Source organism: Bacteroidota bacterium (genome assembly GCA_020161395.1).
Lineage (GTDB): Bacteria > Bacteroidota > Ignavibacteria > Ignavibacteriales > Ignavibacteriaceae > UTCHB3.
The window spans coordinates 300,415-323,214 of record JAIUOE010000005.1; the positions used below are offsets into that span (position 1 = coordinate 300,415).

The 22,800-nt window shown below is 40.6% G+C and carries 22 protein-coding genes; 4 read left to right on the plus strand and 18 right to left on the minus strand.

All coding sequences use genetic code 11. The annotated features are described in order from the left end of the window. Window positions 1-257 precede the first annotated feature (257 nt). Window positions 258-818 carry a DUF1579 domain-containing protein gene (locus tag LCH52_10565; GenBank protein MCA0388925.1) on the plus strand — a complete coding sequence of 187 codons (561 nt, stop codon included), beginning with the start codon at window positions 258-260 and terminating at the stop codon, window positions 816-818. Window positions 819-849: 31 nt separating this feature from the next. After that, complete coding sequence (locus tag LCH52_10570; GenBank protein ID MCA0388926.1) at window positions 850-2,439, plus strand: response regulator; 1,590 nt, start codon at window positions 850-852, stop codon at window positions 2,437-2,439. On the opposite strand, the gene LCH52_10575 is transcribed toward LCH52_10570, so the two are convergent. Both LCH52_10575 and LCH52_10580 read right to left on the minus strand, forming a co-directional pair. Then, entirely contained in the window at window positions 2,422-2,817 is a 396-nt protein-coding gene (locus LCH52_10575; protein MCA0388927.1) for a response regulator, read from the minus strand. The genes LCH52_10570 and LCH52_10575 overlap by 18 nt on opposite strands. Continuing rightward, window positions 2,814-4,634, minus strand: coding sequence for a PAS domain-containing sensor histidine kinase (locus LCH52_10580; GenBank protein MCA0388928.1), 1,821 nt, complete (start codon window positions 4,632-4,634; stop codon window positions 2,814-2,816). The genes LCH52_10575 and LCH52_10580 overlap by 4 nt, the downstream gene beginning before the upstream one ends. Before the next feature lie 243 nt (window positions 4,635-4,877). Between LCH52_10580 and LCH52_10585 the strand changes: the two genes are divergently transcribed. Next, window positions 4,878-5,279, plus strand: coding sequence for a hypothetical protein (locus LCH52_10585; GenBank protein MCA0388929.1), 402 nt, complete (start codon window positions 4,878-4,880; stop codon window positions 5,277-5,279). Window positions 5,280-5,331: 52 nt separating this feature from the next. Here LCH52_10585 and LCH52_10590 read toward each other — a convergent pair whose 3' ends face one another. The 15 genes from LCH52_10590 to LCH52_10660 form a co-directional block, all read right to left on the minus strand. After that, a complete protein-coding gene (locus LCH52_10590) occupies window positions 5,332-7,002 on the minus strand; it encodes a cation:proton antiporter (GenBank protein MCA0388930.1) in 1,671 nt (556 codons plus the stop codon). Then, entirely contained in the window at window positions 6,999-7,835 is an 837-nt protein-coding gene (locus tag LCH52_10595; GenBank protein ID MCA0388931.1) for a universal stress protein, read from the minus strand. Before LCH52_10595 ends, LCH52_10590 begins: the two co-directional genes overlap by 4 nt. Before the next feature lie 109 nt (window positions 7,836-7,944). Continuing rightward, window positions 7,945-8,715 (minus strand): uracil-DNA glycosylase, encoded by a 771-nt coding sequence (locus LCH52_10600; protein MCA0388932.1) that lies wholly within the window; start codon window positions 8,713-8,715, stop codon window positions 7,945-7,947. Beyond that, complete coding sequence (gene coaBC, locus LCH52_10605) at window positions 8,712-9,929, minus strand: bifunctional phosphopantothenoylcysteine decarboxylase/phosphopantothenate--cysteine ligase CoaBC (GenBank protein ID MCA0388933.1); 1,218 nt, start codon at window positions 9,927-9,929, stop codon at window positions 8,712-8,714. The genes LCH52_10600 and coaBC overlap by 4 nt, the downstream gene beginning before the upstream one ends. Before the next feature lie 5 nt (window positions 9,930-9,934). Beyond that, complete coding sequence (locus LCH52_10610; protein ID MCA0388934.1) at window positions 9,935-10,228, minus strand: DNA-directed RNA polymerase subunit omega; 294 nt, start codon at window positions 10,226-10,228, stop codon at window positions 9,935-9,937. Then, on the minus strand, window positions 10,228-10,815 hold the full coding sequence (gene gmk, locus LCH52_10615; protein ID MCA0388935.1) for a guanylate kinase: 588 nt from the start codon (window positions 10,813-10,815) through the stop codon (window positions 10,228-10,230). The genes LCH52_10610 and gmk overlap by 1 nt, the downstream gene beginning before the upstream one ends. Continuing rightward, window positions 10,808-11,683 (minus strand): YicC family protein, encoded by an 876-nt coding sequence (locus tag LCH52_10620; protein MCA0388936.1) that lies wholly within the window; start codon window positions 11,681-11,683, stop codon window positions 10,808-10,810. Before LCH52_10620 ends, gmk begins: the two co-directional genes overlap by 8 nt. A gap of 64 nt (window positions 11,684-11,747) precedes the next feature. Continuing rightward, the gene (locus LCH52_10625; protein MCA0388937.1) at window positions 11,748-13,685 is read right to left on the minus strand and encodes a BamA/TamA family outer membrane protein; all 1,938 of its coding nucleotides are present in this window, start codon (window positions 13,683-13,685) and stop codon (window positions 11,748-11,750) included. Between the two features lie 162 nt (window positions 13,686-13,847). Further along, entirely contained in the window at window positions 13,848-14,402 is a 555-nt protein-coding gene (gene frr, locus LCH52_10630; GenBank protein ID MCA0388938.1) for a ribosome recycling factor, read from the minus strand. 46 nt (window positions 14,403-14,448) lie between these two features. Beyond that, a complete protein-coding gene (gene pyrH, locus LCH52_10635; GenBank protein ID MCA0388939.1) occupies window positions 14,449-15,171 on the minus strand; it encodes a UMP kinase in 723 nt (240 codons plus the stop codon). A gap of 75 nt (window positions 15,172-15,246) precedes the next feature. Continuing rightward, the gene (tsf, locus tag LCH52_10640; protein MCA0388940.1) at window positions 15,247-16,107 is read right to left on the minus strand and encodes a translation elongation factor Ts; all 861 of its coding nucleotides are present in this window, start codon (window positions 16,105-16,107) and stop codon (window positions 15,247-15,249) included. Between the two features lie 21 nt (window positions 16,108-16,128). Beyond that, on the minus strand, window positions 16,129-16,893 hold the full coding sequence (gene rpsB, locus LCH52_10645; GenBank protein ID MCA0388941.1) for a 30S ribosomal protein S2: 765 nt from the start codon (window positions 16,891-16,893) through the stop codon (window positions 16,129-16,131). 94 nt (window positions 16,894-16,987) lie between these two features. Continuing rightward, a complete protein-coding gene (gene rpsI, locus LCH52_10650) occupies window positions 16,988-17,374 on the minus strand; it encodes a 30S ribosomal protein S9 (protein ID MCA0388942.1) in 387 nt (128 codons plus the stop codon). Window positions 17,375-17,384: 10 nt separating this feature from the next. Next, entirely contained in the window at window positions 17,385-17,810 is a 426-nt protein-coding gene (gene rplM / locus LCH52_10655) for a 50S ribosomal protein L13 (GenBank protein MCA0388943.1), read from the minus strand. A gap of 261 nt (window positions 17,811-18,071) precedes the next feature. Beyond that, entirely contained in the window at window positions 18,072-19,022 is a 951-nt protein-coding gene (locus LCH52_10660; GenBank protein ID MCA0388944.1) for an NAD(P)-dependent oxidoreductase, read from the minus strand. A gap of 397 nt (window positions 19,023-19,419) precedes the next feature. Between LCH52_10660 and LCH52_10665 the strand changes: the two genes are divergently transcribed. After that, window positions 19,420-20,970, plus strand: coding sequence for a hypothetical protein (locus LCH52_10665; GenBank protein MCA0388945.1), 1,551 nt, complete (start codon window positions 19,420-19,422; stop codon window positions 20,968-20,970). A 39-nt stretch (window positions 20,971-21,009) separates the two neighbouring features. Here LCH52_10665 and LCH52_10670 read toward each other — a convergent pair whose 3' ends face one another. Beyond that, on the minus strand, window positions 21,010-22,680 hold the full coding sequence (locus tag LCH52_10670) for a hypothetical protein (protein MCA0388946.1): 1,671 nt from the start codon (window positions 22,678-22,680) through the stop codon (window positions 21,010-21,012). Window positions 22,681-22,800: the final 120 nt, after the last annotated feature.

Consider the following 22,800-nt stretch of genomic DNA (forward strand, 5'->3'; position numbering starts at 1 on the left):
AAGGAGGAGCTGCTGCAAAGCTCCTCTTTTTGTGGAGGGTCGTTTGATAAGATTTTGAAAGTTATTCGAAGTTTTTGCGAAATTTTAAATATCTTTAGTGTAACTTACGGCAAGTTTCATCACTAAATTCTTCAAGATACACAGACGCAATATTACCACGCTGAACGAAACTATTCTGTGACAGACGGCAAATCAGGTGTGTTTTTTCCCGTTTTTTTGATATATTGCAAACTGATTTTATTAAGGACAAATACACCATGAAAAAAGCGTTTTTCGTCTTCATTTTTATCCTCTCAGCAACCCTGTTCGCTCAGGATGATCCTATGAAAGCATGGACTGAATATATGACACCGGGTGAGATGCACCAGTGGCTTGCACAGTCTGTCGGTGTATGGAATTATACTCAGGAATCGTGGATGTCTCCGGGAACTGCTGCCACGGTTGATACAGGGATCTCCAAACACACCATGATACTTGGCGGCAGATATCTCCAGATAGTGCATGAAGGTTCTGCCTTCGGGACACCATTCACCGGAGCAAATATTGTCGGTTACGACAACAAATTGAAAAAATTCTTCTCCTTTTGGATAGACAATCTTGGAACGGGATATACCGTTGCCACAGGTGACTATGACAAAACCACGAATACGGTTACTCTCCTTGGCTCAATGCTTGACCCGGTCTCCGGCAGTGATTACAAATATAAAATGGTGATCATGCAACCTCAATCAGGGAAGGTGGCTAACGAGATGTATGGTTATGACAAGTCGGGAAGTGAATTCCTGATGATGAGATCTATTTACAAAAAGGCTGAGTAAAAGCTCATGTTTCTCCATTCCAAGGTTTTTGATGCAAAACGATAATATCGGCAATTTGGCCGGAGGTGATGGCACACCCGATGAAGCCAGCGTGATGAGAACCCGGCGGATTTTTGAAGCCGGCTGGCAGTCATCCATTGACGCCATGAGACTCTGTGACTCAAAGGGAACGATTGTCTATACTAATCCCTCCTTCTGCAAATTGTTCGAAAAAACCGAGGAACAACTTTTAGGGCAGGAATTTACAGTGATTCATTCTTTCGAATCAAAAAATCTCCCTGCCATTCTTAACAATTTCCATGAAACCCTTAAAACCAAAAATGCCCAGCAAAGGTATGAGGGTGAAGTTCACCTCTGGAATGGGAAATCGAAATGGGTGGAAGTTTCAAATTCTTTCATTGAATTCGATGATGAATTGTATCTTCTCAGTATCTTCAGAGATATCACAGACAGAAAAAATACTGAAATTGAACTTACTGCTGCCAAGGAAAGGGCTGAGGAAGCCAACAGAATAAAGTCCTCCTTCCTTGCAAACATGTCGCATGAGTTGAGAACTCCACTTATCGGGATCATGGGATTTACTGAAATCCTTCAAGAGAAGTCTCTTGATGATGAATGTGTCGAAATGCTCGAAAAAATTATGAAAAGCTCTAAAAGACTTCTTCAAACTTTTGAATCCATTTTCGATCTCTCACTTCTTGAAGCAAACAGACTCGAGTACCGCCTAAAGGATATCAGCATCAACGATTGTATCAAATCGGTAGCCAATCAGTACAAATCACTCGCGATGGAGAAAGGGATAACCCTCGAACTGGGACTGCCGGTCTACGATTTAAGGGGATACCTCGACGAAGCCGTCCTGATAAAAATTCTCACCAATTTAATCGACAATGCGGTAAAGTACACACCTGCAGGAGGAGTGAAAATATCGTTGATCGAAAAAGACGGACTGAATCAAAAATTTGCACTCATTACCGTGGCAGACACGGGAATCGGGATACAGGCTCCAAATATTGCTCTGGTATTCGATGCCTTCAGACAAGTGAGTGAAGGCTATTCGCGTGCTTTCGAAGGAAGCGGCCTCGGATTGACACTCACTAAAAAGTTTGTGCAGTTTCTCGGTGGTACCATAACTGTGGAAAGCAAAGAAGGAGTAGGCTCCAGTTTTTCAGTTTCACTTCCGCTCACAGGCGCCCCATCCAAACTGTCGAATCTCCATAACAAGGACGCAGAAAATAAGGTAAAACCGTCCCTCCTTGTCATCGATGATGACGCAATCGCAAGAGATGTTTTTAAACTTATTCTCGGAAAAGAGTATAATATCAGTGAGGCATATGATTACGAGACCGCCATGGCTCTTATCAATGAGAAAAAATTTGATGTTATCATTTTGGATATTATGTTGGGAAGAAGCAGGATGGGACTGAATATCGCTCAGGAATTAAGAAACATGGAGCGATACTCCAAAACCCCCGTGGTTGCAATCACCGCACTGGCGATGAGGGGAGACAGAGAGAAGATTTTGGAAGCCGGATGCTCCCACTACCTCTCGAAACCGTTCAGAAAAGCCGACCTGGTTAATATCATAAAAGAAGCCCTCGCATCAGCTACCGTTAACTGACGCGTCAATCTCCTCGACGAGAGCCAGCAATTTGAAATATTCTGCCGGCTTCGACATGTAACTGTGTACTCTCACATTTTTTTTTGCATCCTCGACTTCAACATCCATGGTGGATGAGGACAGCATTACGATACTCCCGTTAAAATTTCCCGGTCTCATTTCATTGAAAATTTCAAGAAAATCCCATCCGTTCATTACCGGCATATTTATGTCCAAAAATATGAGATCAGGCACCCAGCTATCATCCTCAAGAACCTTCAACCCCTCCTGACCGTTGGAAGCAGTCCTTATCTCCGAAACTCTGCCCGTTTTGTTTAGAAAGCGTTTCATGATAAAAAGAAGTGTGTCATCATCATCAATGGCAAGAACTTTAATCATTCTTCCTTCCTCCTTCTTATTGTGATTTTAAACTCCGTACCCGAACCCGGTTGACTTGCTACCTCGATTTTGCCACCGGACGACTTGATTTGCGTATTGAGAAGGTAAAGTCCGAGCCCCTTGCCTGCGTTCTCAGAGTGGAATCTTTGATAAAGCCCGAACAACCTCCCGCCATATCTCTCAAGGTCTATCCCTTTACCATTATCAGAAAATACTAATATAATGTCATCCCCGTTTTGGAGGGATTTGATTTTTATTATGCATTTCCTGCTGTTTTCCGAGAATCTTATCGAATTACTTATCAGATTGTAAAATATACTGTCAAGGTCAGCTTTTGAATAACAGAACTGAGAGATTTCCGAAAAATCGGAGCTAATCTCCACTTCCTTCCCATCGATAAAACTTTCCAATCGTGTCTTTACCGAGTCAAGCATCTCCTGAAGTGCCACCATTTCATATTTTTTGTTCAGTTCGTCGCGTATCTTTACGGCTTGCATCAGATCCTGAAGTGTCTCATTCAATTGTCTTACAGAACTTTCAAAATTCTGAATAATCTCAACATTTTCAAGATTTGCAGTATTCTCCTTGTCGTAAAGGCAAAGCAGACTGATCAGGTTCGAAACGGGTGCCCGAAGGTTGTGTGTGGCAATAAATGAAAAATTGAGGAGGTCCCGGTTTTTTTCTGTCAGGAGATTTGCTATTTTTCTTTGCTCTTCTTCTGCATTTATACGATCTGTCACATTTCTCATGAATACTGCAAGAGCCATCACATCACCCGACTCCTCTCTTATCGGATTGATAGACACTTCATAATGGTTCAATTCATTGGGCGGGTCAGCCTCAATATACGCATCCACTTCCTCGCCAGCCAATGCGCGATCGTACAGAGCTTTCCATTTCAGTACCGTACTCTCCTTTGCCTTCGGATCGACTACTGAATGACCAACTTTTGGACTGAACCCGTATGTACTCCTGATTATGTCAGTGAAAGCTGCATTGAACTTCATTAACCGGTAATCGCGGTCAATAGAGAATATTATATCTTTTGTGTTCTCAATGATGGCTGTAAGTTTTGCTTCGCTTTCAATCAGTTTCTTCTCTGTAATCTTCTTATCTGTAAAATCCCTCCCGACAAGAAAGACAAGTCCAATTTGCGGATCAATTCGAGCCGACCAGCTAACATACCGGGTCTCACCCCCTTTGGTAAGACACTCAACCTCATAATCGTACAGTGGCGCTCCGGTCATCTTCAGCCAGTCATAGAGCGTTTCTGCTGCCAGCCTCTCATCGCGGTTCAGTATGAGGGAAAATCCCGACTTAAGAAATTCCTCCCTTGAATATCCAAATTTCTCATGCCACATCTCATTCAATTCGATCATCTTGCCCGTGTAATCAAGTATTGCGAACAAATCGAGCGAAAGGTCAAAAAAACCGTCCTTGAACAATTTCGAGTTCAACTTCCTGGTTATATCCCTTACAAAGACCAAAATTCCCGAGATACATCCATCATCCGTGCCGTCTATAATCCTGAGTGATATCTTTCTAAAACTCCTGTCTTTCATATGAAGCCTGACAGCAAGTTCATCTGATTCCACTTCCCGGGTCAAAACTTTTTCAAAGCACTTTTTGAATTTCTCCCTGTCTTTCGGATAGAGCAACTGCCCAAAACCGTCAGTTTTTACAATATCCGGATCAATCTGAAAAACCTGACTGAAGTTTTCTGAAACTGATTTGAGATTACCTTCCCGGTCGAACACAAGGTGGGTTGTGTCGAATGAATTGATTAATGAAATTAACTGTTTATGGAGGTTTGACATTCTGTTTCCGGGAATCCGAGTAAGACGACTCAAAAGATACGCATTTACTCTTTATTTTGCATGAATCCAAATTAAAGTATTTTTATATTTGGAAAAACATTCTAAATTCTTATTTAACATCGAATATTATTTTATAATTTTTCAATCCCCCGTTTCTCCCTTCGATTGGAACATAATTGAAATTCGCGAGTTAAATTACAGGACATTATTCAATAATCAATTCATAAATCCGAAAGGAAAAAAATGAAAAAAACAGCCCTCCTACTCTTTTGTATCGCCTTTTTTAGTGCGACTTATGCCCAGCCCGAATATCTGGGCAAGTCTAAAACTACCATACTTAATTCGACAACAGATATAACACTCCAACAACTTAAAACTGATGACGGTATGGAATTTCTCTTCTCGGAGGTTCCTGACATCGGACAATTGTTTCTCTTCTTTTCCGAGTATGACATATGCAACACTATGGCAATTTACCCTGTGAACGAGGAAGTGAAGAATTACCTCGCCTCCATGTTTGACTCGGAAGGAAAAAAAGAGGGTAAAAATGTCTGGAGTATTACCGAAGACGGTATTTCACAAAGAATATCTTTGGAAACTGATTCGAACGGTAAACAATATTTTCTGGTACTCATGTCCGAGTAACCTCAAAACTTTTCAAGATCAGAAAGGTTGCCCGCTTGCAGGCAGCCTTTTTTTATACTCTCTCCTCGAAATAGTTCACAACTAAACCTGCCTCCCCGGTCTCTTTTAATGATTTAACAGAGTCTTCCTCTTTAAATGCCGACACAATCTCGGCAAGTATATTCAGATGTGTCTCAGCTTTTTCGACAGGAGATACCAGTAAAATCGTGACGAAAACCGGCTCTTCTTCATCAACTGAATACTTGTAGCCATTTCTGTTGATGGATATTGCAAGAAATGGCCTTTTTACATCCATTTTCGCATGAGGAAGTGCAAGCCCGGGCAAGATAACGGGAGAAAAATATGAATCCTTTGCCGTCACTTCCTGATAAATCTTCGCTGAATTTAAACCTGATTGCAGAGCAAGAAAATCTGCGAGTTTTCCGATAATTTTTTCTTTTTCAATATCTGAAGAGAAAATGATGTTTTTTATATCAAGTATCTGCTTCAAGGTCTCAAATTTCTTTATGGATCCTAGAAAGAAACTCATCATCGGTGCGCTGACAAGTGATGTAACCAGCGCCATGACGACCAGAGCAACAAACACTTCCTCATTGATTATTTTAGCCTGAAGTGCAAGCAATCCGAGGATTATCTCCATGGCTCCTCTGGAATTCATTCCAAAACCGATTGCCATCGATTCCGGCTTGCTCATCCCCCCGAGCCGGGCTCCGATTCCACATCCTACTACTTTTCCTGCAATCGCAAGCACCAAAACGATCAACACAAGCAACGGGTTAAAATGTGCAACAAAATCGACCTTTAGACCAATGGATATGAAAAAGAGGGGTGCAAATATATTCGTAACGAACTGGTGGATTATTTCCCGGGTCGTTTCTTTCAGATGACTGCTGTCTCCGATGACAACTCCGATCATGAACGCTCCGAAAATTGCATGAATACCCGCGGCTTCAGTAATGGCAGCTGCCACCAGTCCCGTAATAAAGATAAAACTAAGAATACTTCCGGGGTACGAAAAATTGTTTTGGATTCTTGGTATCAATCTGTCGGTAATCGGCTTTCCAATAACAAACAGCAGAAAAAGGAAAAGAAAAATACCACCAATTTGGACAAGGACATTCGATTCACCTCCACTGCTGATCATTCCAATGATGATCGAAAAAAAGATCCAGCCAAACAGATCATTCACTATTGCCGAAGCTATTATAATGACACCCAGTTCTGACTTTAACAAATTCATATCCATCAGCGTCCTGGCAATCACAGGCAGAGCGGAAATTGACATGGCTGTGCCCATAAACAATCCAAATATCAGCCTGTTCTCAACAGCAACCTCAAAAAAACCGGAATAAAAGTAAAAAGGCACAAATCCAAGAACAAAAGGAATTGCCATGCCAAGACTGCTTGTATAAAACGCTGTTTTCCCTTGTTTTGCAATCAAGGCAAGGTTAACTTCGAGTCCTGAGACAATCAATAACATAATTACCGCCAATTGTACAATTCCACTCAGTACTATCGAAACATTACCCGATTGCGGGAAAAGCGTCTGGTGCAACCCGGGGAACAGATTGCCAAATACAGTTGGCCCTAATACGATTCCTGCTATTATCTCCCCGATAATCGCAGGTTGTTTGATCTTGTTAAATACTTCACCCAAAAACCGGGCGAAGAAAAGCATAATGCTTATCGAGAGGAGAAATGTAACAATTTCGCCGTGATTCATTTGTAGAGCAGGGTGTTTGTTGGAATTCTTTCAAATAGGAATTCCATGTCGTGCATAAAAATTCTGTCTATAAAGCTGAGCTTTTTCTCTCCCATCGTAACTACAAGCAAATCGGCTTTTTGCTCACTGGCATAATTAAGACATTCCCAGCCCTCTATTCCATATAACACTTCACTCTCGAATTCATCATTGTGTAAACCCATCTCATTGCCAAAAAATCTTATTTTTTGTCTCTCTAATTCGATCAATTCTTTTCGCATACTGCCGGTCTCATCGGTTGAACCGGAATCGAAGACAACACTCGGCAGCCCCGGTATGTTTATCTCTTTTATGAATGTGAAACTTTCGGGATGATCGTGACGGGCTATCTGTGTTGCGATCTTTGCAGCATATTCCCCTTTACCGTCGTAGCATACAGAAACAATAATTTTTTTGAAGCCAAATCGTTCGGCTTCAGGTTTTGTGAAAACAAGTATCGGACAATGACAATTTCTCATGATGTTCCGTGCAACCGATCCGATGATGTTCTTCAATCCTTTTTCTTTCTCAAGTGCTCCAATTATCAAAAGATCAAGATTAAGTTCCTTGCTTTTTTTAATTACTGCTTTTGCCGGATCACCATTTAACCACACTATCTCGTGGTTCGGAGAACTGATATTCTCTGCAATCAACTGTTTGAGCCTCATCTCTGTCGACTCATCCTTCTCACCGGCATGAAGTAAATAAAGTTTAAAATCGAATAGTGCCTGAAGTCGTGACGCCTCGCTTAACAACATCTTCCCTGTAGGTGAGAAGGTAACTGCGAGACCGGCTTTTCTGAACGAAGAAAACATTGTTATTATCCATTTTTAACTTCGTTAAGTTAAGAAATAGATTTGAGATTGGGAAATAAATTATTGCGAAGTGATGTGTATGAGTGGTAAAACGAATTAAAATTGCTGACTATGCGAATTTTTCGTCATACAATTTTTTGAAGAGCTGAACATCCTCCCAGGTATCCCTTTTCCAGGCAGGATTTCTGAGAAGTGCGGCAGGATGAAAGGTCACCATCATCTGTGCACCATGAATGTCAAATACTTTTTTTCTAAAACTTCCCAGTGTACCTTTTCTCTCAAGAAGTGACTGCACTGCAGTGCTCCCCAAACAGAGAATGAAGGAAGGTTTAATCAGTTCAATCTGTTTCAGGAGATAAGGTCGGCACTCGGCAATCTCGGAGTCGAAAGGTGTTCTGTTCGCAGGTGGACGACACTTCACAATATTTGCAATAAATACTTCTTCTCTGCTAAACTTTATCGCCTTAAGGATATCAGTCAAAAGCTGCCCTGCGCGTCCGACGAACGGTTTACCTTGGGCATCCTCATCCGCTCCGGGTCCCTCGCCAATTACCATCACCCGGGCGTTGGGATTTCCTTCACCAAATACAAAATTTTTCCGGGTGTGCCCCAAAGGACATTTCATGCAGTCGCAAATTTTAGACCTGAGATCATCGAGCGAAACGGCGGTTTTAATTGTTTCAGGTGTTATATCTCCCGATACCCGGGGGGATACTGCTGACACTGAAGGTTTTGCGGCATGGGACTTAATAAAAACAGGCTGTGATTGCTCAACCGTTTTGTCTTCAAATTTGGGAATGTTAAGAGTGGTATAAAGGTCATCGCCAAATTGTTCTTTTTGCAATTCGAGCGATTTAATGATTTCCTTTTTCAGATTCATATTTCGCCGGAAAAGGAATCGAGTATCAAGTGTGCTATCTCGGTCTTCGACTGCAAGGGATGTCGCAGTGTGCTTCCGTCTCTCTTAAGAATTGTTACTGAGTTGGTAGCGAATTCAAAACCGCTACCGGCATCATTGAGTGAATTGAGGACAATGGAATCGAGTCCTTTTCTCTCCATTTTAGAGAGTGCATTCACAATTTCGTTATCAGTTTCGAGAGCGAATCCAACAACAAATCCGGCTTGTTTACCTACAGCAGAGAGGATGTCCTCAGTCTCCGTAAGTTGAATTGAATCAAGTCCGGTTATTTCCTTTTTGATTTTTTTTGCGGATACTGTAGCGGGGGTAAAATCAGCGACTGCTGCAGCCATCACAAGAACACTCTCTTTTGAAACAACACTTTTTACCGCTTGTGACATTTCGGAAGCACTTCTTACTTTTATTGTTTCAATCTCGGGATAAATATATTCATGAGAAGGTCCGGAGACGAGTGTAACTTCAGCCCCTCTCTGGAATGCTGCTTTTGCTATCTCGTAACCCATCTTCCCGGATGAACGGTTTCCAATGTACCTGACGGGATCGATATCTTCATAAGTCGGTCCTGCTGTTACAACTATCTTTTTCCCGCTGAGGTCTTTACTTCTGCCGGAAAGAACTGTATAAACAGCATCAATTATTTTTTGTATCTCCGGGAAACGACCTAACCCGACAAGTCCGCTTGCGAGCTCACCGTACTCGGCATCAACAATAAAAACACCCCTCTTGCGAAGTGTATCAATATTGCTTTGGGTTATTTCATATTCGTACATATCGTGATCTGCTGCGGGACAAATTATCATCGGCGACCTGCGGGCAGTAACCAGTGTCGTAAGAGCATTATCAGCAAATCCGGAAGCTATCTTTGCCAGCGTATTCACCGAACATGGAGCAATGAGCACTAAATCAGCCCAGATACCGTATTCAATATGCCAGGGGTCCACTTCAACATTACCATTCAAATCATCAGGGAATATGTTTCTGATAACTTTGTTTTTTGATAGGGTGGAAAGGGTCAGGGGGGATACAAATGCAGCAGCCGAGGGAGAGATTACCACTCTTACCTCGGCTCCTGTTTTAATTAGCTCTCGAACGAGATAACAAGATTTATAAGCTGCGATGCAACCCGTCACCCCAAGAATTATTTTCTTGCCGGCAAGTGGCTTTACGGCAGCCAATTCAGTTATCCTCTGTCTCTGTATTCAGCGTGAATTTTGCTGTCGAGAAGTTGATTGAGGGCTTGAATATGTGGTTTGTCCCTCTTCTCAAATTCCACCGAAATCTTCATCTGATCGGGATTGTCAAGATCTTCACCGTCGTCAGAATTGTTCTCAGGCAAATTGCTTTGCATTTGCTTAAATTCAATTCTTTGTGCATCGTTTATGATACGGGCGCGTTTTGCTGCAATTACTATGGCTTCATAGACATTTGCTGCGTTTTTATCGATCTCTCTAAGATCAACCGGGGTTATTCCCATTATTGGTTACCTCCAATGGTTTTGGGTTTACTTATTAACTCTAAAACTTCATTTACACATTCTTCAAGATCATTGTTTACCACACAATGATCGAATTGCTCACGGAAAGAAAATTCAAGTTCTGCCCTTGCTATTCTCTTTTCAAGCTCTTCCTGCTTTTCTGTATTCCTTCCGGTCAGCCGGGCAACCAGCTCTTCAATGCTGGGTGGAAGAAGAAAAACAAGAACCGATTCGGGAAATTGCTGCTTTATGTTTAAAGCACCTTTCACATCAATTTCGAGTATTACATCCTCCCCTTTTTCAACTGTGTCCACTAGTTCACTTTTAAGCGTACCATAGTAGTTGCCAAACACTTCTTCCCACTCGACAAACTCACCGGCTTCCACTTTCTTCATGAAATCATCTTTGGACAAAAAGTAGTAGTCTTTCCCGTTAACCTCTATTCCCCTGGGGTTGCGGGTTGCTGCGGAAATTGAAAAACGGATCTCGGGTCTGATTTCCTTGATCCTTTTTATTATCGTGGTTTTTCCCGTCCCGCTCGGTGCCGAGATAACATAAATTTTGCCCCGTACCTTACTGCTACTCAATATTTTGCACCTGCTCTCTGATTCTCTCAATCTCATCACGGATTTGAACAGATTTGTGAATTGCTTCAGTGGAAAGCGATTTGGACGCCAAAGTATTGGCTTCACGGTGCATTTCCTGACATATAAAATTCAGCTTTTTCCCTGCCTCATTCTCTTTCTCGAGAGTCTCCAGAAAAAAATTCAAGTGACTTCTTAACCTTACACACTCTTCTGTAATATCAGCCTTGTCGGCGATCATCGCAATTTCGTACTCGATCCGGTCAGGATTGATGTTGCTGTTTTCAGTTATCTCGATCACACGCCTTTTCAACTCACTAAAGTACTCAGCGACTTTTCCACTGTAATCTTTCTCCACATCTGCAAGATAACCATCAATGAGCCTGATCCGCTCAGAGAGATCTTTTGCAAGCGCTCCGCCTTCCGCTTCCCTCATCTGGTTCAACTGTTTGACAGCTTCAATTACAACAAGTTTCAAATGCTCAATGTGATCATCATCCAGTTCGTCAAGTTCAGGAGTGAATATATCCCTGAAATTGATTATATGATCGAGATTCACCTCCCCTGTCACACCATAATCGCTTTTTATTCTCCCGAAGACTCCGAGAAGCTCTTTGAGCTTGCTTTCGTTCAGAAAAAATGTCTCATTTTCATTCTCTTCGGGTCTGATGGAAAGGCTGATATATATCTTTCCACGCCTTAAAAGATTCTTCAGGGCTTCCCTGATCTCGTATTCTTTATTTTGCAGAAGTGAGGGGAGTTTTATTGTGATTTCAAGGTAACGGCTGTTCAGACTTTTAACTTCTGATTCAAAGGCATATCCTTTATAGGTGGAGAGTGCCTTGCCGAAACCTGTCATACTTAGGATCATAAAAACCGGATTTTAAATTTTTAAATATACGCAAAATTAAGGAGTTAATCAATTTGATTAACTGTCAGAACGCCTCACCAATTCCAAAGTGGAATTGCATCAGATCGAAAAATCTCCGCTGCAAAATCGGGGTTCGGTCATAGGGGTCATATACCTTAAAACCGAAATCGAGTCTGAATGCTGCAATGGAAGTATAAAAACGAAAACCAAATCCTGCTGCCACTGCCACTTCGCTGATTTTTACATTTGACATCTCTTTCCAGGTGTTCCCCCAGTCGATAAACGCTGCCATTCCTACCAAATCATTAAATTTCTTCCTTACCTCAAGCGATCCTTCGGTGAGTATCCTTCCACCGGGGATGCTGTTCTCATTCAACTCCTCTCCAATTCCCTTTTGTGGAGGGAAAGCCCTTGACGACCACCCTCTGACAGAATTACTGCCTCCGACAAAAAATTCCTTAACATAAGGCACACTGTTCTTGTCTCCTGATAATGTCCCAATATAACCGGCGGAAAACTTTAACCCTAATACAAGATCGTTAACCGAAGAGAGTGAAAAATAATAACTTGCAGTTGCCTGACTCTTCAAAAACAATAAAGATAAATATTCCCCTTTAATAATCTTTGAGAAAAGATACGGTAAAAGATTTCCTTCCTCCAGGTAAATATTATAATTGCTACCTTCTGTTGGAAAAATAAAATCATCAACATGACTCGATACCATCTGGGCTCCAAATCCCGCTGACATCAGGTCATTTGCCGGATTTCCAAGCTTCTCGCTTATTACCGTCAGCCTGTTGTATTCAAGTGCATAAAAGAGGTTCATACTGTTGAAAAATGTGTACTTCGGCAGCTCGAACTCGAAATTTACCTTCCCCTTGTAGGTAAGTCCCTGCAAAAATCTTATTTTTTGTATCAGACTTGATAACTCAAGACTCGCGAAAATAGGTTGTCCCAGAAAATATGGTTGCTCCACCCGGGCTCTAAATTCAGCAGCCCCCGTGGTTACTGTGTCCGAAAGTGAAATCAGGCTGAATAACCTCGGAATATTAAGTGAAAATAAATCCTGGTAGTTTATTTGCGCTCTCGAAGTAAAACGCCTTGCACCCCCAAAAAAATTTTTCCTGTTATACTCGAGACCCACACCAAAATTAAACGCATTCTGGATGTTGTTCATTATCAACTCAGGGTTCAAATCATTCATCTTCGAAATGTTCCCGTCTACCTTGACCGGCACAAATGATTCCCGGATTCCCTCCATTCCGGGATAAATCCTGACATAACTGAATAGCCCGGTTCTGTAAAGACGGACTTGTGCCTGAGTAATTTTATTAATATCAAATATGTCACCCTGTTTTATTCCGGTGAGATTTTCGAGCATCTCCTCACTGACTTCATCCTTCCCGGGTCCGCCAGTAGTAACAAGGACAGAATCGATATAATATTTTTTTCCGAGTTGAAAAAAGATATCCACATAAGCTCTGTCAATCAAAGTATCCTTTACAACCACAGTACTGTCATAGTTTGAAAGAAGATACCCCTGAGACTTCAGGTACATCAAAACCCCGTTAACAGACTCAAGAACACGATCCTGCGAATAGGGCTGCCCCTCTCTCACAAGTACTCTGTCATTAATCTCCCAATAGTCTCCCCGGGGAAATTCTGTCAAGCCATGCAACTTCACCTTCCCTAATATTGCTTCGGGTCCTTCAAAAATTTGATAGGTGAGGTCTGCACTTCGACTTGCCGAGTCGAGTGAATAGTAGTAATCAACCTTTGTCTTAAAAAATCCTCTCGAATTATACAGGGCTCCGATGTTCCTTACATCAGTTTCCACTAAATCAAAATCGATATAGACCGGCGGTGCGCCAAGTGATGTGAACTTATTAAGCAACTGGAAAAAATTATTGGGAGATTCTTTCGACTTTAAAATCGAAGAGATTACTTTCGACGGGATACTGTTATTCCCCTCAAATTTGATTGTCTGTAGTTCAAATTGCATCTCATCCTGAGCCGTCACTGACACAGTAAAGAGAAACAATAAACAGAAAAGCCTGCAGGCATTCTTCAAAAAGCTCTCCGAGGGGGAAATTTATTCTTATTTTGAGTGCTGCCTTGATTTTTGACTCGAAAAATCAAGGCAGCAATGAAAATCTAACGCCGGTTAAACTTCCATTATCTCTTTTTCTTTATGTACAAGTATCTGATCAATCTCTGTGATGTGATCGTTTGTCGATTTCTGGACCTTCTGCTCAGCTTCTTTCAACAGATCCTCTGACAATTTGTCGTCTTTCTGTTTTTTCTTCAGGTGCTCATTTGCATCACGACGAATGTTTCTGATCGCAATTTTAGCTTCCTCACCAAATTTCTTGACCAGTTTTACAAATTCTTTTCTTCTCTCTTCGGTAAGAGGAGGAATTGGAACTTTGATGTTGATACCATCATTCACCGGGTTAAGCCCCAAATCTGCCTGAAGTATTGCTTTATCGATCGCATTTATCGAACTTCTGTCCCAAGGGGAGATGGAAAGTGTGTGTGCATCCAGTACACTTACATTCGCAACCTGCTTTAATGGGGTCGGTGTTCCATAATAATCAACTTTGATTCCGTCAAGAATCGCTGTGGTAGCTTTTCCCGTACGAACTTTTGCCAGTTCCTGTCTGAACGCTTCAATTGATTTGTTCATCTTGGTCGTGGCTTCTTTAATTATATGTTCCATTTCAAGCCTTATATAAAATTACTGATTTTAAAAAACAAATTTACTTTTAACCAGTATGATTTACAAATGTACCGATATTTTCTCCCATAACAACACGCAATAAATTTCCGGTGACATTCATGTTGAAAACCTGCAAAGGAAGATCGTTCTCCTGACAGAGACTTATCGCGGTAAGGTCCATAACCCGAAGATTTTTATTCATTACATCGAGGTAGCTGATTCCTTCGTATTGCTTCGCTCCCGGGTTTTTTTCGGGGTCGGAATCGAACACACCATCCACGCGGGTTCCTTTAATAATTACATCAGCTTCAATTTCAACAGCCCGAAGTGCTGCTGCGGTATCAGTGCTGAAATAGGGGTGACCGGTTCCGGCTGAAAATATTACAACTCTCCCCTTCTCAAGGTGTCTGATAGCCCTTCTTCTGATGTAGGGCTCTGCAATCTCATCCATTTTTATTGCCGTCATCAAACGGGAAAATACTCCGGCTTTTTCAATTGCATTCTGTAGTGCCAGTGAATTTATTGTTGTTGCAAGCATTCCCATCAGATCACCGGTAACACGGTCTATTCCCTGGCCCTCGGCTGCAAGTCCACGGAAAATGTTGCCTCCACCTATAACTATTCCTACCTGCACACCTATGTTGTGCACAGTTTTTATTTCTTCAGCAAAAAATTTGAGCATCTCGGGATCTATTCCAAATCCTTTGTTGCCCATTAACGATTCACCACTCAACTTAAGCAAAATTCTGCGATATTTAGCTGATGACATCTTTTTCTCTCTCCACTTTTATATAAAAAAAGGTCTTAAGAGACTTAAGACCTTTACAATTTATTCAACGACTGACTATTTCGAGCTGTCACCGAGATTGAATCTTACAAAAGAATCAACAACGATTTTTGTGCCGTTGGCTTTGTTTACTTCATCCAAAAATGCTCCGACAGTCTTTTTGTCATCGCGGAAAAATGACTGTTCGAGAAGAGCAACTTCTTCGAAATATTTGCCAAGTTTGTTCTTTGCGATAAACTCGATCTTGTCTTCCGGCTTTCCTTCTTTTCTGAATTGCTCTTTGTATATCTCGAGCTCTTTTTCAATAAGGTCAGCAGGCACATTGTCTCTGCTCACTGCAACCGGACTCATGGCAGCAACCTGTTTAGCAACATCCTGTGCAGCATGTGCAAACGAAGTAACAGCATCACCCGAAACATTATCGAATCTGACGAGGGCACCCAACTTGTCTCCATAGTGGATGTAGAAGTCGATCATGCCATTTTCTGTTTCAAGAGAAGCTACTCTGGAAACTTCAAGTTTTTCGCCGATTTTTGCAGTAAGTTCATTTAACAAATCAGTAACTTCCGGAACTGATTCAATCAGTTCTGCGGAACTTTTAATCTTCTTTGAAAATGCGATATCAGTAATCTGTTTTGAGAATGCCACAAAATCATCAGATTTAGCGACAAAGTCTGTCTCACAGTTTACTTCTACCAATACACCATATTTTTTATCTTCAGAAACTTTTGCTGAAATTCTTCCTTCGTTGGCGCTTCTGTCAGCTCTTTTGGCTGCCATGGCAGCACCTTTTTTCCTCAGGTAGTCAATGGCTTTATCCATGTCTCCTTCAGATTCAACGAGGGCTTTTTTACAGTCAAGAATTCCGGCACCAGTCCTGCCTCTAAGTTCATTTACTTGTGCTGCGGTAATATTCATTCTTAGTCTAATCCTTGTTTTTTATTTTGAGTCTTGCTCAGTTTTATCCTGTTCTTTCCTTACTCTTTCAGATTCAGCGGCGGCTTCGGCTTTTTGTTCCTTGGCTCTAATGCTTGCTTCTTTGGCAGCTTCCACCATAGTCTTGATAACAAGTTCGATGGTCTTTACTGCATCATCATTAGCAGGGATAACATAATCAATCAGATCAGGATCGCAGTTTGTATCTACCATGGCGAAGACAGGGATGTCAAGCCTCTTGGCTTCTTTTACTGCGATGGATTCTTTTTTTACATCGACAATGAAAACCGCTCCGGGGAGCTTGTTCATCGATTCGACGCCTTCAAGTATTTTTCTTAACTTGTCTTTTTCGCGAGTAAGGAAGAGACGCTCTTTCTTTGTGATTTTCTCGAAAGTACCGTCAGTCTCCTGTCTCTCGATCTGCTGGAGTCTTTTTACACTTTTTCTAATTGTTGAAAAATTGGTAAGCATTCCGCCAAGCCATCTTTCGGTAACCCAGTTCATTCCGCAGTTTCTTGCTTCAGTCTCGATTATGTTTTTGGCTTGCTTCTTTGTACCAATAAACAAGACTTTGTTGCCCTGAGCAACCACTTCACCTAAAGCAACCGCTGCCTCGGTGATCATTTTTTTAGTCTTGTTAAGATCTATAATATGAATTCCGTTTTTCTCCATAAAGATGTAGGGTTTCATCTTTGGATTCCAACGGCGGGTAAGGTGACCGAAATGCGCACCCGCTTCGATCAGTTGAGTTAACTCTATATCGTACATCTAAACTCCTGTTAAACTTTTTCTTTCTTCCACTTTACCTTAAGCCGCGAGGCACAGGCGGTAAATCAGAAAGAATGTTGATTTGTAAATAAAATTATCTTTTCGAGAACTGGAATCTTTTACGGGCTTTTGGTCTGCCGTATTTCTTTCTTTCAACCATTCTCGGGTCTCTTTTCAGATAGCCTTCCTGTTTCAAAGGTGATCTGTAATCTTCATTTTCTGCAGTAAGAGCTCTTGAGATTGCAAGGCGGATTGCTTCTGCCTGTCCGGCTGAGCCACCACCTTTTACATTCGCAAATACATCGTAACGCCCTGTCAACTCCAGTTTCTCAAATGGAGCAGCAATATCGTCCTGCTGTGTCTTCTGTGCAAAGTAAACGCTCAATTCCCTTCCATTGACGATTACCTTACCCTGACCGGGTCTTAAAACGACACGGGCAACTGCGGTTTTTCTTCTTCCAACAAATAAAGTGTCTGACATTAATTCTCCGTTAGATACTGATTACTTCAGGTTTTTGGGCTGCGTGCGGGTGCTCAGCGCCACGATAAACCTTCAAATGATGAAAAATCTTCTTACCTAATCTCGTCTTTGGAAGCATTCCGCGAACAGCATGCTCTATGACGAATTCAGGTTTTACTTTTATCATCTCGTTATACAATTTGGTTTTAAGTCCACCCGGGTAACCACTGTGATGTTTGTAAATCTTCAACTCGGCTCTCTTGCCGGTGACGACAACTTTATCAGCATTAATTACTACGACAAAATCTCCGGTGTCAGCATTCGGGCTGTATACCGGCTTCTTTTTACCCCGTATGATACTGGCTACTTCGGTGGCTAATCTGCCCAACACTTTACCCGAAGCATCCACGACATACCACTTCTTTTCTACATCAGCGGTACTGTACCATGGGGTCATTTTTTCTTGTTTCAAAGCTATTCCTCCAACTACAAGTTAAGTTTTTTGAAAGACCACAAATATAATATTTTTTTGGGAGAAAAACAATTTTCAGGGAGGGTACTTCGTAAAAAATAAAGTACTTGGTCGAAAAAGAGGTGCGAATTCTTTTGAAGGACGGCTGTTTCACCCTGAGTAGACTAAAATTATAGAAAGGCCTCTCACTCTCTCTCTACCTTGCCCGAAAGCGCGTCGTATCTAAAACGACAAAAACTGTTCCAATCAGACCTGCTTGTAAACCTTTTTCATCCACTCAATGGTGTTGGCAATCCCCTCATCCAGATTTACCGTCACTTTCAAACCGAGATCTTTTTTTGCTTTTGATGAATCAACTTTTTTCTGCTTGGTGGTAAGTATCTCCGATTCCTTGTATGTCACCATACTGTCATCTTTGCCAAGATACTTCAGAATCTTTGATGAAATTGTTTCGATGTTGTGATAATCGGTACCCCCGATGTTGTAAACTTCTCCGGGGTTGAAATTATTTGATATGTTTGCGAGCGCATTCACAACATCTTTGATGTAAATGCTTGTCCTGTAATGATCTTTATAAACTGTGAAAGGTAAATTGTGCAATGCACTGTAGGAAAACAGACAAATTACGGAACGGTAGGGGCTGTAATATTCACCAGGTCCGTAGGAGTTGAAAAGCCGGACTCTTACGCTTTCGGTGCCCGCCATTACTGCGGAATTCATAACCTGCTGTTCATTCACCCATTTAGTGAGAGCATAGTCGTTCATCTGCTTCACTTCATAATTATCCATGACCGATTCCACCATCACATCCTTGAAATCGCCATAGACTTCCGATGTACTGAAATAAACAGCCTTGAATCCCTCTTTTTCCTGCATTTTTAAAATATTTTTGGTCCCGATGGCATTCGTTTTCCAAAGGGTTTCATAATAGTCTTCGCCGTTCCATCTGCCAAACTCGGCAGCAAGATGAAACACCATATCAAACTTCCGGGGAGAGTTCATATAGCCTCTCTCCCAACCACCACCAGTCCAAAGCTGTTCCAACTGACGGAACTCGCTCACATCTATACGAGCATAATTTTGCGCGAAATGGTGTGTATCAATATCAATAACAAAAACATTGTGACCTCGTTTCTCCAGTTCTGGGATTAACGCAGTCCCAACAGCTCCAAGTCCACCGGTAACAAGAATATTCATTCGCTTTCCTAAAAGAGGGTTCTAACCAAACAAAAAAATGCAGAGCCCGCTTCTCCGCTATAACTCAAAATAACCATATCACCCTCCAAATCACTACGCACTTCACGATAGAACATTGATCCATCTCTAATAACAAAAATAGTAAAATATATCTTGTTAATCAATCACAATTTTTCGATTTTACTTAAAATATTTGTTAAATTTACCAGCAAACATCGATAAAAATCTTAATTATTGGATATCGACCTGGAATGAACTCAAAAATCAGTTTATTGGTGTAATTGCATCACAAAAAGGACGATGAAGAATTTTTGAATTATAACCTTTGGACATGTTACTCTCCTTACAATTTTATAATTTGCAATTCAAAAATATTATGTTCCAATCAAATTTAAATATGAAGAGAGAAACAATAGAGAGTAAAGACTCAACCGGAATAATATTCTTAGAAAAGCGAAGCCTGTTTATTACCTTTTCAGTAGTACTGTGCCTCTACACATTTTTCGGGCTGATCTTCATGTCGAACTATGACAAGTCCAATGATGATTGGGAACACTTCGCTGCAATGAAATCTTTTGCTGATGCACCCCTTGACCCATCACATCCATATTCGTTTGACACAAAATATTCCCACCTTTTTACACCATATCACCTGTTTTGGGGGTTGATTGCGCGTTTGCTAAATATATCGCCATTCTTTCTATCCCCGATGATCGGTCTAATAAATGTAATAGCATTCGTTTTCTCTGTAAACATTTTTGCGAGCAAGTTTCTTAAAGACTCAAATTTAGCTGGTGTCCTTCTGTTTACCCTGATGTTTTTGTGGTTTTTGGCGCCCGGTTATAGCGGCTTTTATCAATTCAGCCATCTGATGAAAACTGCCATATATCCTTACAGACTCGCATTTTCACTCTCATTAATCACTATTTCATTTTTCCCTTTGGGAAGCACTTTCAAGAGAAATTTTGCTCTGTTCTTTATCGTTCCTTTGATTTTTTTGATTCACCCGATAACTGGAATATTCCTGATAACTATTTTGACTGTTAAAATATGGTATTCTGAACAATCATCGAGGACTGAAAGAATAATTTTGCTGACCGTACCATTTTTATCACTCTTCCCGGCTTTATTTTGGCCATTCTTCCCTGTATTGTCAACGATTTTAAGTATAAACGCTTTTTCTGAAGTTTCTTTCTCGGGGCATTTCAAGGAATTCTATCAAGGACAATTTGTATATTGTATTTTGCCCGCTCTACCCGGACTATACTTCCTAAAAAAATATTTTCGTGTCGATAACAGAATAAAAATTGTTGGCATTACAATGCTCATTTTCGTTTTTCTCTATATTTTCAATTTTGCTGTAATTGAGTCGGCTGTACCGGGAAGAGCAATCGTCTATATAGCCTTCACTCTTCAAATATTGATTGTCGCCGGAATTACTAATTTCGAAATGAATAAAAGACAAACAATCATAACAAAAATGTTTTATTTGGGCCTGATAGTGCTCGCTCTGCCCCAACTATTTATGTCATTTAAATCCCTCTCTTTTATCAGAGATATAGAAAATTCAAAACCCTTGGGATATTACTCCAATTTCAATCATGTAATGAGACTCAAGTCTCTTGCTGCCAAAATTAACCAAAATGATATTTTGATTGCTCCAATTGACGAATCATGGATATTACCTTCGCTTACGGGGGTAAAGGTGTATGCGATAAAGCACTCAGACCCCTTTGTTGATCCCGAAAAATTTCGTCAGAGCAATATCGTTGTTGAGAAATTTTATGAATCCGAATGCGATCCCGGGATCTTAATAGCTCAAAATACCCCATTTGATTATATCCTCATCCCTAAAGGTAAATCGCCAATAAAAGTGCTGGAATCATATCCAAACCTCAAAGCCGTTTATTCAGATTCATTATATACTCTTCTCAAAAGAGGGAATTGATTGAAATCACCCACCACACTCAAAATAGTTAAAATAGTTCTATTTGGGAGCCACATAGATATAATAACAATCTGTACTATCAATTTTTACCCATTCATTTGTGACCCGGTATGTAATTATCGATCCATACATTCTCTTATAGTCATCGAGTGATTGCTCGATTTGCCACCAGTCTCGATCAATAAAAACCACAGTTCGTTTTTTAACCAATTCCGCAAACACTCCGTCATGTTTATTTGCAATTTCACAATTAATGGCATAATCTATTGGTAAAGGGGATATCGATCCCTGGAAAAAATTAAATAGTGGCATGAAAGGGAGTACTTTCGAGTTGTTCCCATATTTCCGTGCGAGGGAGTCGAGGTCTTTTAACTTGTGAAATATTTTTTTGTCCCCCTTAATGTACTTCAAGGAAGGGGTCACTTCTGATAATTGGAAGACAATTTTGCTTTTGATATCATTTTGGACAGGTTTTTGATATCCTGTAAAATATGTCATCAATCCGATGACAAGAAGATATATTAAAAATTTATGAATTTTTTTGAGATTTAGCAGTTGATGTGCTCCCATTAGGGATATCATAATTATTGGAGTGGAGAACAGGTGAGGACTTGTATGTGCCCAACTGATGGAACTGCTCCAGGACAAAAACAATAATAATATCGATGCCCACGGTCTGTCAAGATTTTTGAAATTGAATAATATATAAACACAAGCCAAAAGAAGAGTGATGCTTGCAAAATCATCTCTGAATTGAATTTTGAGAAATTCCACAGTCGACATTTGCTTGAAAAATATTCTGTTAAGATAAAATGCCAACGGATAGATCAGGATAATAAAAGAGTATAAATAAGGAAGAAGATTTAAGTCTATGCTGTGTTTTTTATTTTCGCCGATATATTTAATAATCCTCCAAGTCACTAATGAGACAAAAATAAAAATCAGATCTGAGTGGAGATATTTATACACCCCTGAAGTATAAGCCTCTTTTAGAGAAGATGCCGACCTTGTCTGGATGATGAATTCATCGAGTGCACCAAAGTATTCCAATATAATACCAAAGGCAATTAGAAGAAAAACGAGGACTGCGCTGGCGGTGTAAATAACCCCTCGGCTTTGTTTGCTAAGGTACAAATACATAATCCCGACGACCGGCATCATATAAAATGATTGCTTTGACAGAGCCGAAAGAAAAAGTAAAAACACCCCAAATGAAATTCCCAATTTGGAATTATCTCTAACAAGAAAATAGATTCCAACTGATCCAAATAATACTCCATCAACAGTGTGCCATGCAGTAGGAGGAAATGCTGCAACTGAAAAAACAAAGCCGACTGATGCCACTAAACATTTATCCAGCTTATTCTTTTCAAAATCTAAGATTTTACCAAGGGACATTGACGCAAAGAGACTGCTGATACCAAGACTTATATAAAAAAATGCTCTCTCAAAAAAAATTACATAGTCATGGTGGAGGACAAACAATGGCAAGCTGTGGAAAAGTGGTGATAATGGAGGTCTGACATAAATAAAATCTTTGTACGGGATCTCTCCGTTAAAGATTCTCCAAGAGAGACCGGTGATAAACCCATCATCAGCCTCAGTAAGGCCATAAGGAGCATATATAATGATGTAAACTGTCACTATTAAAACAAACAGCAGCTTGTACTGCTCTGTCTTGACCCAATCAAATATTCTATTATAATTCATGAATACTTACATTCCGTTTTGAAAGCAAAATATGTAATAGTCATTAAGTCATTAAATTGTTAACTTGAACCCGTAAAATATGAAAAATCCGGCAAAATTCTGAATCGAAAAAAATATAAA